Annotated in this window: 11 protein-coding genes and 1 pseudogene; 9 read left to right on the top strand and 3 right to left on the bottom strand. The window is 68.5% G+C overall.

Annotation, left to right across the window (positions count from 1 at the left end; genetic code table 11):
- Positions 1 to 118: 118 nt before the first annotated feature.
- A pseudogene (locus tag ACPXB1_RS06125) lies at positions 119 to 547 on the top strand (NUDIX hydrolase); the annotation flags it as partial.
- Here the strand turns inward: ACPXB1_RS06125 and ACPXB1_RS06130 are convergent.
- Positions 548 to 1,969, bottom strand: coding sequence for a helix-turn-helix domain-containing protein (locus ACPXB1_RS06130; protein WP_377674899.1), 1,422 nt, complete (start codon positions 1,967 to 1,969; stop codon positions 548 to 550).
- Between the two features lie 550 nt (positions 1,970 to 2,519).
- Here ACPXB1_RS06130 and ACPXB1_RS06135 point away from each other — a divergent pair.
- The 8 genes from ACPXB1_RS06135 to ACPXB1_RS06170 all read left to right on the top strand — a co-directional run bounded on the left by ACPXB1_RS06135 (position 2,520) and on the right by ACPXB1_RS06170 (position 13,492).
- Positions 2,520 to 2,858 (top strand): hypothetical protein, encoded by a 339-nt coding sequence (locus ACPXB1_RS06135; protein ID WP_425735020.1) that lies wholly within the window; start codon positions 2,520 to 2,522, stop codon positions 2,856 to 2,858.
- Positions 2,855 to 3,151 carry a hypothetical protein gene (locus ACPXB1_RS06140; protein ID WP_425734902.1) on the top strand — a complete coding sequence of 99 codons (297 nt, stop codon included), beginning with the start codon at positions 2,855 to 2,857 and terminating at the stop codon, positions 3,149 to 3,151. The genes ACPXB1_RS06135 and ACPXB1_RS06140 overlap by 4 nt, the downstream gene beginning before the upstream one ends.
- A 239-nt stretch (positions 3,152 to 3,390) precedes the next feature.
- The gene (locus ACPXB1_RS06145) at positions 3,391 to 6,132 is read left to right on the top strand and encodes an AAA family ATPase (protein ID WP_425734903.1); all 2,742 of its coding nucleotides are present in this window, start codon (positions 3,391 to 3,393) and stop codon (positions 6,130 to 6,132) included.
- A 126-nt stretch (positions 6,133 to 6,258) separates the two neighbouring features.
- Positions 6,259 to 7,221 (top strand): alpha/beta hydrolase, encoded by a 963-nt coding sequence (locus ACPXB1_RS06150; RefSeq protein WP_355627420.1) that lies wholly within the window; start codon positions 6,259 to 6,261, stop codon positions 7,219 to 7,221.
- Entirely contained in the window at positions 7,218 to 8,669 is a 1,452-nt protein-coding gene (gene fumC / locus ACPXB1_RS06155) for a class II fumarate hydratase (RefSeq protein ID WP_425734904.1), read from the top strand. Before ACPXB1_RS06150 ends, fumC begins: the two co-directional genes overlap by 4 nt.
- Before the next feature lie 174 nt (positions 8,670 to 8,843).
- On the top strand, positions 8,844 to 9,614 hold the full coding sequence (locus tag ACPXB1_RS06160) for an IclR family transcriptional regulator (protein WP_355627414.1): 771 nt from the start codon (positions 8,844 to 8,846) through the stop codon (positions 9,612 to 9,614).
- Positions 9,615 to 10,022: 408 nt separating this feature from the next.
- Entirely contained in the window at positions 10,023 to 11,459 is a 1,437-nt protein-coding gene (locus tag ACPXB1_RS06165) for an extracellular solute-binding protein (RefSeq protein ID WP_355587888.1), read from the top strand.
- On the top strand, positions 11,456 to 13,492 hold the full coding sequence (locus ACPXB1_RS06170; RefSeq protein ID WP_425734905.1) for an ABC transporter permease subunit: 2,037 nt from the start codon (positions 11,456 to 11,458) through the stop codon (positions 13,490 to 13,492). The genes ACPXB1_RS06165 and ACPXB1_RS06170 overlap by 4 nt, the downstream gene beginning before the upstream one ends.
- Positions 13,493 to 13,513: 21 nt before the next feature.
- Here the strand turns inward: ACPXB1_RS06170 and ACPXB1_RS06175 are convergent, their stop codons facing one another.
- Both ACPXB1_RS06175 and ACPXB1_RS06180 read right to left on the bottom strand, forming a co-directional pair.
- The gene (locus ACPXB1_RS06175; RefSeq protein ID WP_425734906.1) at positions 13,514 to 14,410 is read right to left on the bottom strand and encodes a GNAT family N-acetyltransferase; all 897 of its coding nucleotides are present in this window, start codon (positions 14,408 to 14,410) and stop codon (positions 13,514 to 13,516) included.
- A 10-nt stretch (positions 14,411 to 14,420) separates the two neighbouring features.
- A complete protein-coding gene (locus ACPXB1_RS06180) occupies positions 14,421 to 15,584 on the bottom strand; it encodes a low temperature requirement protein A (protein ID WP_425734907.1) in 1,164 nt (387 codons plus the stop codon).
- Positions 15,585 to 15,588 lie beyond the last annotated feature (4 nt).

Raw genomic sequence — 15,588 nt, forward strand, 5'->3', positions numbered from 1 at the left:
CGCCAGCACATTGACCGACACCGCTTCCGGCATCGCCCACCTCCACAACATCATCCTCGCGGGGTGACACCAGCACCCATGCCGGGCAACGCCTTCACCGAGTTACGAGACATCCTTTAGGGCGCCTCGGTCGGCGATGGTCGCGGTGCTTGACGGTCAGGGGCGGCTGTTGCTGATGCGGCGGCACCGGTTCGTGTTCGACCGGTGGGTGTGGGAGTTGCCCGGTGGCTACGTCGATGAGGGCGAGGATCCGGCGGCGTGCGCGGTCCGGGAGGTTGAAGAGGAGACCGGGTGGCGTCCGGGTGAGGTAGAGCCGTTGCTGTCGTTCCAGCCGTGGGTGGCGACCGCGGACGCGGAGAACCTGCTGTTTCTTGCCAGGAGCGCGGAGCACATCGGTGCGGCGGTGGATGTCAACGAAGCCGAGCAGGTCGCGTGGATTCCGTTGGAGGAGGCTCGGCATCTCGTCTTCCAGGGTGAGATCGTGGGTGCCGGTACGGTGATCGCGGTGTTGGATCTGGTCGCGCGCAAGGCCCGGGGCGAGTTGTAGTCAGCGGCGTTGGCCGAGAGCCGCGTCGATGCGGGTGATGAGGTGTCGTACAGCTGGTCGGCGGCGGTGTGGCATGAGGTCCGTTTGTAGGTCGCGGATGTAGCGGACGGCGCGGGCGGACTTCAGTTGGGTGGCCAGGGTGAGGGCTTGCCCGCCGATGATGCTGGCGCGGTCGGGTTCGTCCTGGCGGGCTTGGGAGGTCGCCAGTAGTGCGAGGTTGAAGGCTTTGCCGCGTACGTAGCGTTCGTCCATCTGTAGGGATCGGGCGGCGAAGCGTTCGGCTTGGCTGTGTTGGCCGAGGGCGTTGAAGCAGTGGCCGAACTTGGCGGACAGGTATGCCTCGTCGAAGTAGCCCAGCCACTGCGGGTCGCCGCTGCGGTCGGCTCGGTCGAGGGCGTGTTCCGCCTGGTGTAGTGCGGTGGCGCAGGCATGTTCTTCGCGGGCGGCGGCGTGGGCGTGGGCTTCCATGACCAGCGCCTCGGCGGTCAGCACGGTGATGCCGGCGCGCTGGGCGGTCTGTCGGGCGGCCCGGGCGAGGTCGACGGCGGTGGCGGTGTGGCCGAGGTAGGTGGCTTGGTGGCTCATCGCGGCGAGGATCTCGGCACCCAGGCCGGCGTCGTCGGCGTTCCGGGCCAGGTCGAGGGCATGCGTGAGGTAGCGCTGGGCGAGGCCGTGTTCGGCCATGTCGTACGCCTGCCAGCCGGCGAGTTGCGTCAGCTCGGCGACGGCGGCGAGCAGCTTGCGGCCGGTTGCCGGATCGTATCGGCCTTCAGTCACCAGGGGCGTGACCTCGTGGTGGAGGTAGCGGGTGACGTTGGCGCGGGCGTGGCCGCCGCCGTGCTGGTTGTCGAGTCGCCGGTAGGTGGCGGTCATCTCGCGGATGGTGTCGATGTCGGGCTGACCGACCGTTCGGCGACCTTCTTGTGTGACGGGTTGGGTGCTGGTTGCGGTGAACCAGCGCAGGGCGGGCAGCGTGTACGCGGCGGAACTGAATACGGTTTGGCGGAGTAGTTCTCGACGGTTCACGTCGCCTTCCCATAACTGCGTGGCAGCGCAAACGTCCTCGCGCCAGGAGCGGTTGGCCGGTAGATCACTGTGGCGGGTGTTCCGGTGGTCGGCCATGGCGGCGCGATATGACCGCTGGCGAGGCGCGAGGCCGAGCGTCATCCGTGCCTCGTCAGGCATGGCGCAGCCGTCGGCGATGCGCTCCAGCACGTCGATGGAGGACACCTTCCGGCCGGCGATGATCCGACTGACGTAGCCCTGCTCCAAGCCGACGGCGGCCCCGATGCGCGTCTGACTCGCGCCGGTGTGCCGAGTAAACAGCCGGAACAGGGCACCGATGTCGCGGGCAGCAAGAGCCGCACATATGTCCTGGCGCGACCAGAGGTCTTCGGGGATCCGTAAATGATCGAACGGCACAGCGGCTCCAAGCGTCGTCGGACGACTACTCATGGTGCTCGATCTGGAGCCTAGGGATGTTGTCCGGGCAGGTCGAGGCCGCCCATGTCACGGTGACATGACCAGCCGACATGGCCGCCGCGCCTAGTCCGGCGGAATCGTCTCGGACATGTTCTTCGATGCCGACAACGTGCTGGGGCTGGCGTGGGCAGGCACCCTCCACGATTCAGAAGCTCCCGTCGAGTCCGCCCTGTCGGCACTTGGCGAGGAGGCGGGATCGTGACGCTCCGACCGAACCTGTACGTGCTGATCCGGTGGCTACTGCGGCAGCCCGAGCCACCACCGCCGCCGGGGACCGGACAGCAGTACCAAGACGCCGAGCAGGCGGCAGCCCAGCGACGGCTGCTCGACCAGGCCGCACGCCTGCGCTCCCACGACAGCCACAGGCCAACGTGGGGCCTGCCTACCGATCGATACAACAAGCCTGGGCCGGGGAGACTCTCATGAGCCGAACCGTGGCCGGTACAGCAGGCCGGGCAACTCCCAGCAGCCGGCGGGTCTCGTACGACGAATACCTCTCGGCCACCGCGTTGACTTTCGCGCGGCGGCACCGGCCGGTCTGGTCCTGGCAGCACTGGCGGCGAATCTGCTGCTGCGGAGCCGATCTGCCCTGCCACGCTCGACACCGCATCCCCATCAACCGTGGCCACTGGCCGGGAGAGGAGGAGCAGTGAAAGACGACCAGGAGCACGCAATCCTGGCCGTACACATCCGAGGGCTCGACGGCATGTGTGCTGGTTGCCGGGCGTGGTGGTCGCGGCTGGCCCCGTACCCGTGCTGGCAGGTGGAGTGGGCGACCAGCCGGCGGGCCCGCGCGAGCGTCGCCCGGTTCCTGGGCGGTGTGCAGTGACCACCCACGGCCCGGTCATGCCGATCTGGCACTGCGGCGGCTGCGACCTGCCCTGGCCCTGCCCGACCCGACGCCGGGAGCTACGCGCGGAGTACGCCGACGCGCCCGTGTCGCTGGCCCTCTACCTCGGTGCCTACCTCGTCCGGGCCGCCGAAGACATGCCCTGGGCACCGGCCGGCGCGCTCCACCGACGCTTCATCGGCTGGACCAGACAACCGCCAGCAGTACAGCAGCGAAGTACAGCAACCGTGCCAGCCGAACCCGGCCGTGAAGCACCACAGCAGGACGGTTGACCTCGAATCAGACCGCAGAAGCCCGGCTCGCCGGCAATCCATAGGTTCAGGGTTCGGATCCCTGACAGACCGCTGCGGACCTGCGCCTGAGAGGCGGGCGAGCGAGTATGAGTGACTGGTCACTTATCCGCTACTCGCTGTTGACCAGGCGAACATGGGAAGATCAACGAAACAGCTGCTCGTTCGATCGCTCGGCACGGCCATGACGAAGCGATGGGCCGGATGCGAGGTGGACGGAGATGACGGCCGGGCTGGTAGGGCGTACCGATGAGTTGCTCCTTCTCACGAGCTTCCTCGATGACGCCGCCGGGAACGGCGCTGCTCTGCTTCTTACCGGCGAGCCCGGTGTCGGCAAGACGGCGCTTCTGGACGCCACTGCCGAGCTCGCTACCGCCCAGGGGATACGGGTGGTGCGCGGCAGCGGTGTCGAGTACGAGACGGAGATCAGCTTCTCCGGCCTACACCAGCTCGTCGGTCCACTCTCCGCAGAGCTCGCGTCTCTGCCGCCACCGATGCGTTCGGCGCTCGAGGTCGCGCTCGGTTTCGGCACCGGGCCTGCGCCGGCCGAGATGACCGTCCTGCACGCGGCTCTCTCGCTGTTCGGCGAGGCTGCCCGGGAGAAGCCTCTGCTGCTGATCGTCGATGATCTGCATGTGCTGGACCGGGCGAGCCGGTCAGTGATCGGCTTCGTCGCCCGCAGGGCCGGTGGTCGTCGCATCGGAGTGCTGGCGGCCGTCCGCACCGAAACCACGGGGTCGTCGGGCATCGGTCTGCCGGAGCAGGAGATCCTGCCGCTCTGCGAGACGGACGCGCTCCGGCTGCTGTCCGACCGGTTCACCCGCCTCCCTTCCCGCGCGCAGCATGCGGTGGCACAGCAGGCGCAGGGTAATCCGTTAGCGTTGCTGGAGTTCGGCGCCTTCGCCGGCACCGATGATCCGTTGCCCGGCACCGGACCCGCCAGGGACGTCCGCGCCCTGTACGCCGCTCGTGTCGCGCGGCTTCCGTCGCGTACCCGTGAACTGCTTCTGCTTGCCGCCCTGGAAGGTTCCGGGGACATCTGTGTGCTGGAAGCTGCCAGCGGTCTCGAAGGACTCGACGGGTTCGACGCCGCGGAGCGGGACGACCTGATCATCGCCGCCGCGGACGCGCGCACGGTGCGTTTCCGGCATCCTCTGGTCAGGTCCGCCGTGGTGGAGGCTGCCACCCTCGACCAGCGGCGGTCGGCTCACCAGCGGCTGGCCGACGCGCTTGTCGATCAGCCCGAGCGCCGCGCGGATCACCTGTCGATGACGACTGCGGCGCCGGACGAGTCGATCGCCCAGATCGTCGAGGACAGCGCCCACAGCAGCATGCGTCGCGGCGATGTCCTGGGCGCCGTGGCCAGACTGCGGCGCGCTGCCGCGTTGAGCTCCGACCGTGTCGCCGGGAGCCGTCGCCTCGCGCACGCCGCCTACATCGGCGCGTCCGTGGCCGGGCACCTCGCGTTGTCCCATCAGATCATGGCTGAGCTGCGCGCCAAGACACCGACGGACCGATCTTTACCTGCTGCTGCCGCTGCGGGGTGGCTGTGCCTGATGGACGGCGATGTCGTGACGGCTCACCGACTGCTGGTCGACGCGATCGAACGGAATGCCGTCGACTCCTGCCCGAACCTCGACGAGCTCACACCGCCCCTGCTCACTCTCACGCTCGTCTGTCTGTACTCCGGGCGCGCGGACTACTGGGTGCCGCTACGCAAACTCGTGGCGACGCTGCCGGATGTTCCCGCCAGCTCGCCCATCTCCCTGGTCCGGATCCTGGAAGACCCGGGTTCCATACCGGACGCGCTGCTGCGGGATCTCGACGAAGGGCTGGCGCAACTCGACGAGGTGACCGACGCCGACGTGATCCACCGGACCGCGCTGGCCGCCTCCAACCTAGATCGCCTCGCCTACTGGCGCAAGCCCCTCGCCCGATTGATCGGCGACGCGCGGGACGCCGGGACGCTGGGCGGGGCCATCCCCGCAATGATCATGAGTGCGCTCGCCGACCTCTACGCCGGTCATTGGGACGATTCGCAGACCACCGCCGACGAGATCCGCGAGGTCGGCCACGAGACGGGGCATCACACTCTCGCCCATGTCGGCCACTACCTCGCCGGCCTCATCGCTGCCCACCGCGGTGACTCGCACACGTGCCACGCGCACTGCACGGCGCTCTTGGACTGGGCGGCGAGCCGCGGTCTGGGTCGCCTGGAGCACTGGGCGCACCATGCGCTCGCCCGCGCGGCGCTCGGCTCGTCCGACTTCGAAACCGCCTTCGTCCATGCCTCGGCGATCACTGCGCCGGGTGTGCTGTCGCCGTTCAGCATCGAGGCGCTCTGGAGTGCCCTGGACCTGACCGAGGCAGCGCTCTACTCCGGTCGGGTCGAGGATGCGCTGCGGCATGCTGCCGCCATGCGGGACGCGCAGGTGAGCCGTATCTCACCGCGCTTCGCGCTCCTGACCGCCGCGATGACGGCGATGACCTCGGCTCCTGAGGACGCGCCTGCGCTGTTCGAGGAGGCGCTGGCGTTGCCGGGCATCGACCAGTGGCCGTTCGAGGTGGCCCGGGTGAACCTGGCCTACGGTGAGCGGCTGCGCAGGCTGGGGCACAGCCGCGAGGCACGGGTCCAACTTTCCACCGCCCGCCAGAGCTTCGAGCGACTCGGAGCGGTGCCGTGGACGGCCCGAGCCACGGCCGAGCTACGTGCGACCGGGATGACCCGAATGCCTCGTGGTGACGCCGGAGCTGGCCTCACCCCGCAGGAGCTGGAGGTTGCCCGGCTGGCCGCCTCCGGGCTGTCCAACCCGCAGATCGCCGCCCGTCTGGTGCTCTCGCCGCGTACCGTCTCCACCCACCTGTACCGGGTGTTCCCCAAGTTGGGCATCACCTCGCGCGCGGCCCTGCGCGACGCCTTGGCCGACTGCGCGGAGGGGTCAGGAAGCCGGGGACCGGCCTGACTGACGCGGTGTCGTACGTACGTGGGCGATGCGCAATGTCAGTCAGTCGACGGACGCTGCAGGCCAGGCGGTACCGCCAGGCTATCGGGGCAAGACCAACCCGATCAGATGTCCGAGGAGGACCACATGTCCGCAAACCCGCACAACGTCTCGCTCGAGCCGGCCGCCCAGGCGTTCGCCGAGGCCACTGTGAATCCGCCCTACCTCTACCAGCTCGACCCCGAGGAAGGTCGCAAGACCGTCGATGGGGTCCAGGACAGCCCCATCTTCAAGCCCGACGTCGAGGAAAAGTGGATCACCGTCTCGGGCGGGCCGACCGGCTCGGTGCGGACCCGTATCGTCAAGCCGAGGGGCACGACCGGTCCACTGCCGGTCGTGATCTACACGCACGGCGCCGGGTGGGTGTTCGGCAACGCCCACACTCACGACCTCCTCGTACGTGAACTCGCCGTCGGCACCGGCGCGGCCGTGGTCTTTCCCGAGTACGACCTTTCGCCCGAGGCGAAGTACCCGGTGGCGAACGAGCAGTCGTACGCGGTTGCGGCCTGGGTCGCCGCGCACGGCGCCGACGAGGGCCTGGACACTTCGCGCATCGCGATCAGCGGCGACTCGGTCGGCGGGAACATGGCCATCGCCCTGACCCTGATGGCCAAGGAACGCGGCGACGTCGACTTCCGGGCGCAGGTGCTGTTCTACCCGGTCACCGACGCCGGGTTCGACACCGACTCGTACCATCGCTGGGCCGAGGGCTACTGGCTGACCCGTACCGGCATGAAGTGGTTCTGGGATCAGTACACCACCAGCGAGCAGGACCGGGCGCAGATCACCGCGTCGCCGCTGCGCGCCACCCCCGACCAACTGCGCGGCCTGCCGCCGGCGCTGATCATCAACGCCCGTGAGGACGTGCTGCACGACGACGGCGCCGGGTACGCCGACAAGCTGCGCGCCGCGGGCGTACCCGTCACCCACGTGACGTACTCGGCGATCATCCACGACTTCGTGATGGTCAACGCGCTGCACGACACGAACGCCGCCAAGGCCGCGGTCGCGCAGGCGGTCTCCTTCCTCAAGGAGGCGCTGCAGGCGTGAGCAGCGAGGTCCCGACGCTGCGCAACGTGCCGGTCGCCCTCACGGCGACCGGCACCCGCCGCGAGTTCGACAGCATGGGCACGGTCGAGGTGCCCGCCGATCGCTACTGGGGCGCGCAGACGCAGCGCTCGCTGGCGCACTTCTCGATCGGCGACGACCTCATGCCCAAGGAGGTGTACCACGCGTACGGCTATGTGAAGAAGGCCGCAGCCCTGGTCAACCAGGCTGCCGGCCGGCTGCCTGAGGGCAAGGCGCGCGCGATCGTGCAGGCGGCTGAAGAGGCCATCGCCGGCCAGCTCGACGACCACTTCCCGCTCTACGTCTGGCAGACGGGCTCGGGCACCCAGAGCAACATGAACGTCAACGAGGTCCTGTCCAACCGGGCTATCCAGCTGCTCGGCGGCAGGTTGGGCTCGCAGGAGCCGGTCAGGCCGAACGACGACGTCGACATGGGACAGTCGAGCAGCGACTCGTTCCCGACCGCCATGCACATCGCCGCGATCACCGAGCTCGACGATCGACTGCTGCCGCAGGCCCGACGGCTGGCCGAGGTCATCGAGCGCAAGTCCGAGAAGTGGATGGGTGTCGTCAAGATCGGCCGTACGCACCTGGGGGACGCGGTTCCGCTGACGGTGGGCCAGGAATGGTCCGGCTGGGCCGCCCAGCTGCGGTCCTGTATCGCCGAGATCGAGCACAGCCGGCAGGGTCTGTACGAGTTGACGCTCGGCGGCACCGCGGTCGGCACCGGCCTGAACGCGCCGCAGGGTTTCAGCCGGGACGTGGCGGCGAAGCTCGCCGAGCTGACCGGCAAGCCGTTCGTCACCGCGCCGAACAAGTTCGCCGCGCAGGGCTCGTTGGACGCGATGGTGCGCGCTCACGGTGCGCTGCGGGGCCTTGCCGTCGCGCTCATCAAGATCGCGAACGACATGCGCTGGCTCGCGTCGGGCCCGCGGGCCGGCCTTGCCGAACTCCTGCTGCCGCAGAACGAGCCTGGCTCGTCGAGCATGCCCGGCAAGGTCAACCCCACGCAGTGCGAGGCGATCGTGATGATCGCGGTCCAGGTGCTCGGCGCTGACAGCGGCGTGGCGTTCGCCGGCTCGCAGGGCAACCTGCAGCTCAACGCGATGCGACCGCTCATCATCAACAACTTCCTGCACTCCGCCCGCATCCTCGGCGACGGCATGGAGAAGTTCCGCACCTTCAGCGTCGAAGGAACAGAACTCAACACCAAGAGGATCTCCGGGTACGTCGGGGAGAGCCTCATGCTGGTCACCGCGCTCAGCCCGCTCATCGGGCATCAGAACGCGGCGCGGATCGTCGAGATGGCCCTGGCGAACGACCTGACGCTGCGTGAGGGCGCCCTGGCCTCCGGCAAGGTGACCGCCGAGCAGTTCGAGCAGATCGTGCAGCCGGAGAAGATGGTCGGCCACGGCGTGGACGGCGCCTGACAACGGCCACCCCGACGGCATCTGGACGCCGCGCTGATCGATCGCACGCTCGAACGTGCGCGGCCAGATCGTCCAGGCTGTCGGGGTGGCTGCGCGCTCGCAGTTATCCTCTTCAGGTGCTGGCCCGTGTGGAGATCGTTGACGCGGGTCCGGCGCTTCGAAGGGACTAGCGACATGCCCCGTGTGGTACCGGCAGTCAACCGCGCACTCGACGTCCTCGAACTGTTCCTGGACCACCCTCAACTGTCGGCCCGTCAGGTGATGGAGCGGCTCGATCTGCCCCGTACCACGGTCCACGAACTGCTCGTCACGCTTGAGGCCCGCTCGTACCTGATCTCCGTCCCGGGCCAGCCGGTGCAGTATCGGCTGGGCATGCCGTTGTTCCAGCTCGGCGCGGCGTTCTCCGGCCGACTCGACTTGGTGCGTGAGGCGCAGTGCGTGGCGCGGGACGTGGCCGCCGCGTGTGACGAGGCTGTCCACGTGGCAGTCCTCGACGGCGCCGATGTCATCTACCTCGTTAAGTTCGACAGCACGCACCCGGTCCGGATGGTGTCCGCGGTGGGTCGGCGGTTGCCTGCCCACTGCACGGCGGTCGGCAAGATCCTGCTGTCGGGTCTCGACAAGGCAGGCCTGGACGCCGTATTGGCGAAGGGCGACCTGCTCGGCATGACGCCGGCCAGCATCACCGATCCGGATCTGCTCCGCGAGCATCTTGATCGTGTCCGGGCTGAGAGCGTCGCGGTCGACGTGGGCGAGTCGGACACCGCCATGCGTTGCGTCGCCGCGCCGGTTCGGGACCATTCCGGCGCGACCATCGCCGCTATGAGCCTGTCCGCGCCGATCATCCGCTGGACTCCTCAGGCGCACGTGGAGTGGGCCGGACTGGTTCGCGAGGGCGCTGCCGCGCTGTCCGCCCGGATGGGCTACCGGGCCCCGACCCGATAGAGCGCCGCCGCGACGAGCACTCCGACGCCCGGTAACGCGGCGGCGAGTTGCGCCGTCCCACTGATCCGGGCGCCGGTTTGCCGCCTTCCGTCGGAAACCGCATCGAAACATTGACATCACTTGCGCCGTTGCTCTAGCGTCGCGTCCACCCGATACGGTATCTCGAACTCGGTTCGAAATTTCGAACGGCGACGGCCCTCGCGGTCGACCGAACTGGCACCTCAGCACCGCTTTCTCAGCTCGACCGCGCCACGCACGTGATGGGTCTACGCGAACTCACTGATCGATGCGGGTGACTCAACTGTGGTCGCCCGGACAGAGACAGACAAGCAGGGGCATCGCGACGTTTCGTCAACTACGCCAACTGCGCCATCGGCGTGCAGCGATGCCGGGAGATGAAGGAGGCACATGTCCATGAAGGACAACCCGGTCTGGTCTCGGCGCGGCTTCCTGGGAGTAGGGGTGGGGGTGCTCGGCGCGACCGGTCTGGCCGCGTGTGGGGGCACCTCCGAATCGCCCACCAGGGTCCAGCCGGAGGTTCCACAGGAGCTCATCGACGCCGCCGCGGCGATGAAGGGCTCCTCGATGGGGATGCTGTCGCAGAAGCTGTATTCGACGGCGGCGAACGAAGCCCTCGACAGCTCGATCAAGAAGTTCGCCGACACCACCGGCACGAAGATCGAGAACAGCCTGGTTCAGGCCGACGCCGGTGACGTGGTGGCCAAGATCGACGCCGAGGTCAAGGGCGGGGTCGCGCGTGACCTGGCGTTCATGACCGACTCACGGTTCGTCGCGCAGTTCCAGGCGCTGGGCGACCTGGAGGACGTGACGGACGTCGTCCAGGCGCTCACCGCGAAGTATGGCGAGCCCTGCGCCGAGGCCAAGAACTTCTGCGTCTTCGACGGCAAGTGGTTCGCGATCCCGTACCACTTCATCGGGATCGGGTCCTTCCTGCGCAAGGACTGGATGCAGGACAAGGGCATCACCCCCAAGGACATCTACAGCTGGGAAGAGCTGCGGGACCTGTGCCTGGAGATCTCCGACCCGGCCAAGCGCCGGTTCGGCTGGGGCATGACGGTGAACCGGTCCGGTGACGGCAACGGCATGATCGAGGCGCTGATCAACGCGTACGGCGGGTCGATCGCCTCCAACGACGGCCGGAAGGTCACGTTCGACTCGCCCGAGACGGTGCAGGCGGTGACCTTCCTGGGCGACATCTACACCAACCCCAAGTACAAGCCGATGCTGCCGCCGGGGATCGCGAGCTGGACCGACACCAGCAACAACGAGAACTGGCTCGCCGGGATCCTCGGCTACACCCGCAACCAGTTCAGCGTCTACGCGGACTCCAGGACCAAGAAGAACCCGGTGTACGAGAAGACCCACGTGTTCTCGGACTGCATCGGGCCGGCGACCAACAACCCCCTGCTGCTCGGCCAGTCGCAGGGCTTCGTCGTCTTCAAGGGTGCCAAGAATCCCGCCCTCGCCAAGCTCCTGGCGCAGTACCTGGTCAGCGCGCCCGCGCTGCTCGGGGTGGCGAAGGAGGCCCCCGGCCTGGTCATGCCCGCCTGGGAGAAGGTCTGGGACGCCGACCCGTTCTTCACAAGCGGCGACCCGGCGTTCCCCATGCTCCGCAAGATCACTGAGCTGAAGCTGCCGCTGAACACGAAGAACGGCCTGTCCTTCCCGCAGAAGGCAAGCGCGGGTCAGCAGGCGGTCGGCGCAGCGTACGTCCTCACCGACATGATGCAGCAGGTCGTTCAGGGGACGGCTCCTGCGCAGGCAGTGAAGGCCGCCCACACGAAGATGGTGCAGATCTTCAACCAGCAGGGGCTGCCGCAGTGAGAACGGTTCGCCCTGCGCGGGTCCCGACGGCGAGGATTTCCCCGCCGTCGGGGCCCGGCTCACTCACGCCGACCCAGCGGCGGCTGGGTCGCGACTGGCGGCTCGCGGCGCTGTTCCTGGCGCCCATGGCCCTGCTGGTCGGCAGTCTCGTCATCGTGCCGATCGGCCGGTCGATACTCACCAGCACCACGGAACGGCACGGGCAGGACACCGTGTTCGTCGGCCTGGACAACTACCTCGCCCTCGTCGGCGACGACCAGTTCCACACAGGCGTGGTGAATTCGTTCGTCTTCACCGCGTACGCCGAGATTTTCAAGGTTGTCCTGGGTCTGGCCGCGGCCCTGCTGCTGCACCACAGGCGACGCGGGCGGGCCGTGCTGGCCGGGTTGCTGCTGGTGCCGTGGGTGGTGCCGACGGTGGTCACGGCGTTCAGTTGGCGTGCGCTGCTCGACCCGATCTTCGGCAGCGTCAACACGCTGCTCACCACTACCGGGATCGGGCCGCTGCTCGTCGACCTGCACCTTGTCGACAGTTGGCCGGCGGGCTGGCTGTCCGACCCGAATCTGGCCATGCCATCGGTGATCCTCGTGAACGTCTGGAAGGGCGTGCCGTTCTTCACTGTGTGTTTCCTGGCGGGGTTGAAGGCCATCCCGGCGGACCTCTACGAGGCGGCGACCATCGACGGCGCCTCGTCGTGGCAACGGTTCGCGAACGTGACGCTGCCCGGACTACGCCACGTGCTCACGGTGACGGTGACCCTGTCGTCGATCTGGACGTTCAACAACTTCGACCTCGTCTGGCTGCTGACGCAGGGTGGTCCGGGCGACGTGACCGCACCGTACGTGCTCGTCGCGTACTCGAAGGCGATCCTGCAACTCCAGTACGGCGCTGGCGCGGCGGTCACGCTCGTCATGCTGCCGATCATCGGCGGGCTGGTGTTCGTCCTGGTCCGGTTGTTGCGCCAGGACTCGGGTGCCAAACTCCCCCGAGGACGCCGGGCAGCGCGGTGGATCGAGGCGCAGCGGTGGGCCGGGACGGCGCGCAGGGCGATGCCGTGGGTCGTCACCGCATTGGTCACCGGTCTGCTGCTCTGGGCGTCGCCGCAGATCTTCTGGAAGGCGGCAGTGGTCCTCGGCGTGATCCTGCTGATCGCGGCGGCGGTCGGCCGGGTGGTCTCGGCCCTGAACTCCCGGGGCGGTCGCCGATCGTCGTCAGTCGTGTCGGGCGTCGGGTCCTGGGTCGCGCTGGCCGGGTTGCTCCTCTTCGTGCTGGGCCCGCTGTACTGGATCGCCGTCACGGCCTTCAAGTCCGAGGGTCAGGTCGTCATGCGCACTGACGACCTGTGGCCGACACCGTGGACGATGGAACAGTTCACAGCGCTCTTCGCCAACCAGCCGTTCGGCCGCTGGTACCTGAACACCATCCTGGTGTCCGCCGCCTCCACGACGGTGGCGCTTGTCTGCGCCGCCCTCGCGGGTTACGCGCTGGCCCGGCTGCGGTTCCGTGGGGCGCAGGGCTTCACCGTCACGGTGCTGCTCACCTACGTGATGCCGGGCGCCCTGCTGTTCATCCCGCTGTACCAGATGCTCATCGGCGCGCGGCTCACCGACTCGTTGTGGTCCCTTGTGGTCACGTACCCGACCTTCACGCTTCCGTTCGCCACCTGGCTGCTCGTGGGCTACTTCTCGTCGATCCCCATCGAGTTGGAGGAGGCCGCGCTTGTCGACGGCTGCACCCGCCTCCAGGCGTTCGGCCGGGTGGTGCTGCCGCTGGCCAAGCCGGGTCTGCTGGCGGTCGCGCTCTTCACACTGACAAACGCCTGGAACGAGTTCCTCTTCGCATTCGTGTTCATCACGAAGGACGAGTACAAGACGCTCCCCGTGGGGATGCAGTCGATGATCGCCGGAGACGTCGTGCCGCAGGGCCAACTCGCTGCGGCGTCGCTGCTCGTCAGCATCCCCGTGGTGATCATGTACGCCCTCGGGCAGCGCTTCCTGACCGAAGGGCTCACCGCGGGCGCGGTGAAGGGCTGAACCCACCCCCAAAGGAGCCGGTCACTGTCCTAACGTCTTCTCGAACCAGTGGTGGGCGTAGTGCTCGGTGTTGTACGCCTCGATCTCCCGGTAACCGGTCGCCCGGTACATGGCGATCGCCTCGGTGAGGTTGCGATTGGTGTCCAGTCGGACGGCGGCTGCTCCATGCTCGGCGGCGTAGCGTTCCAGCTCGCCCAGCAGCCGCCGTCCGACGCCGAGCCCTCGGACGGCGTCGGCCACCCAGACGCGCTTGATCTCGGCGGGTGCGTCGCCGTGGAGTTTGACGGCACCGCAGCCGACGGGCTCGCTGTTGAGGGTGGCGAGCAGGAGCACGCCGTTGGGTGGGACGAGCGCCTCGTCGTGCACCGGGTTGCTGAGCGCGGGGTCGAAGCCGTCGTCGAATCGTCGTGCGATGTCCCGGGCGTACGCGCGCAGGCACCCCCTGGCCCGTGGGTCACTCGGCGGGCACGGCTCGATGACGACCATCGAGCCGATGAGCAGTCGTTCGACCTCGGCCATGGCGGCGACGAGTCGTTCGCGGCGGTGGTCGGTGAGAGGTTCGAGGATCGAGGCGGCGAGCGCGTCGGACCGCTTGTCGAGTTGGTTCCACTCAGCCCGGCCGGCGTCGGTGAGCTGGGCTGTACGTACCCGGCCGTCGCCGCCCGCGTGGTCGGCCGGCCCCACGGTGATCAGCCCGTCGTTCTCCAGGGCGCGCAGGAGTCGGCTCAGATATCCCGAGTCCAGACCGAGGCGGGCTCGCAGTGCCGCGACCTCGGCGCCGGCGGGGCCGATCTCCCAGAGCAGGCGGGCCTGCCCCAGCGGGCGCCCCTGGGCCATGTATTCGTCGTCGAGGGCGCCGACCCGTTGGGTGACAGTCCGGTTGAACCGCCGGACGGCGGCGATGAGCCCAGAGTCCATAAGCCTGACTTTAGTCAGAGGATCGTGTGCGGCGGTAGGACATGATGCCGGCGCGGTCCAGCACGACCACCACGAGCAGCACACTGACGGCGGTCGCGCTTACCGCCACCAGGGGCAGCCGCAGGACGACCGACGCGCTGGCCAGCACGAACAGGGCGGCCACCCGCGACCACGAGAGCCGCCGGTGGATCGCCAGCGAGAAGAGGATCCGCCCGGCCAGGAACAGCATCGGACCGCCCACGATGACGACGACAGCCGTCGTGTCGCCGGCCTGCGTGGGGTGGGCGATGCTCAGTTCCGCCCCGACGGCGGTGACCACCAGCCCGGCGATCATCACCAGGTGCAGGTACGCCGTGATGACGCCGAGCCGGGACGGGTCGGCATGCTCGATGGCCGTACCCAGACGCAGGCCGGCGGGCGTTACGTAGAGCAGACCGATCAACACGGCGGTGGCGAAGACCAACAGGAAGGCGGCGGTCGCCGGGAGGTGCAGGCTTGTGTCGGCGTACGTGAGGCCGGCGACCAGCACAAGTTCGCCGAGCGCGATGATCATGATTTGCTGGTACCGCTCGGCGTAGTGCTCGCCGGCGAGGTGTAGTTCCCGCTGCCGGGCGCGTCCCAGCATAGGAGTGTGCCAGCCCAGCCGCGGCCCGACGAGGTCGAGCGCGAGGGCGAACACCCACAGCGGCACCCGCCAGGCCGGCAGGAACGCGCCGGCCAACCACGGCACGGCGGAGACGCTGAACCAGCAGAAGATCCGCAGGGTACGGCTCTGTAACGGATGGCCGCGCAGCGCGAAGGTGGTGACCGCGCCCCGGGCGACGTGAACCGCGACGTACGCGCCAGCGAAGAGCACGGCCCGCCCGTCCAGCGCCTGCGGAGTCGCCACCCCGGCCAGCAGGCTGCCCAGCGTGGCACCGATCAGCAGCGACCGCACCGCCGGGCTCTCCGGGTCGTACCAGTCGGCGAACCAGGCGGTGGTCACCCAGATCCACCAGATCCCGGTCAGCAGCAGCGCGGTACGCAGCGCACCGGCCACGGTGAGGTCGTGCAGCAGGTGCTGGGCCAGCTGGCTGAGGGCCAGGACGAACGCCAGGTCGAAGAACAGCTCCAGGAACGAGGCGCTGAGCGGGGTGTCGCTTCCCCGCAGCAGCCGGTCGGGCCTGCTCGCCATCGGC

The sequence above is a fragment of the Micromonospora sp. DT68 genome (genome assembly GCF_049847245.1).
Taxonomy (GTDB): domain Bacteria; phylum Actinomycetota; class Actinomycetes; order Mycobacteriales; family Micromonosporaceae; genus Micromonospora; species Micromonospora profundi.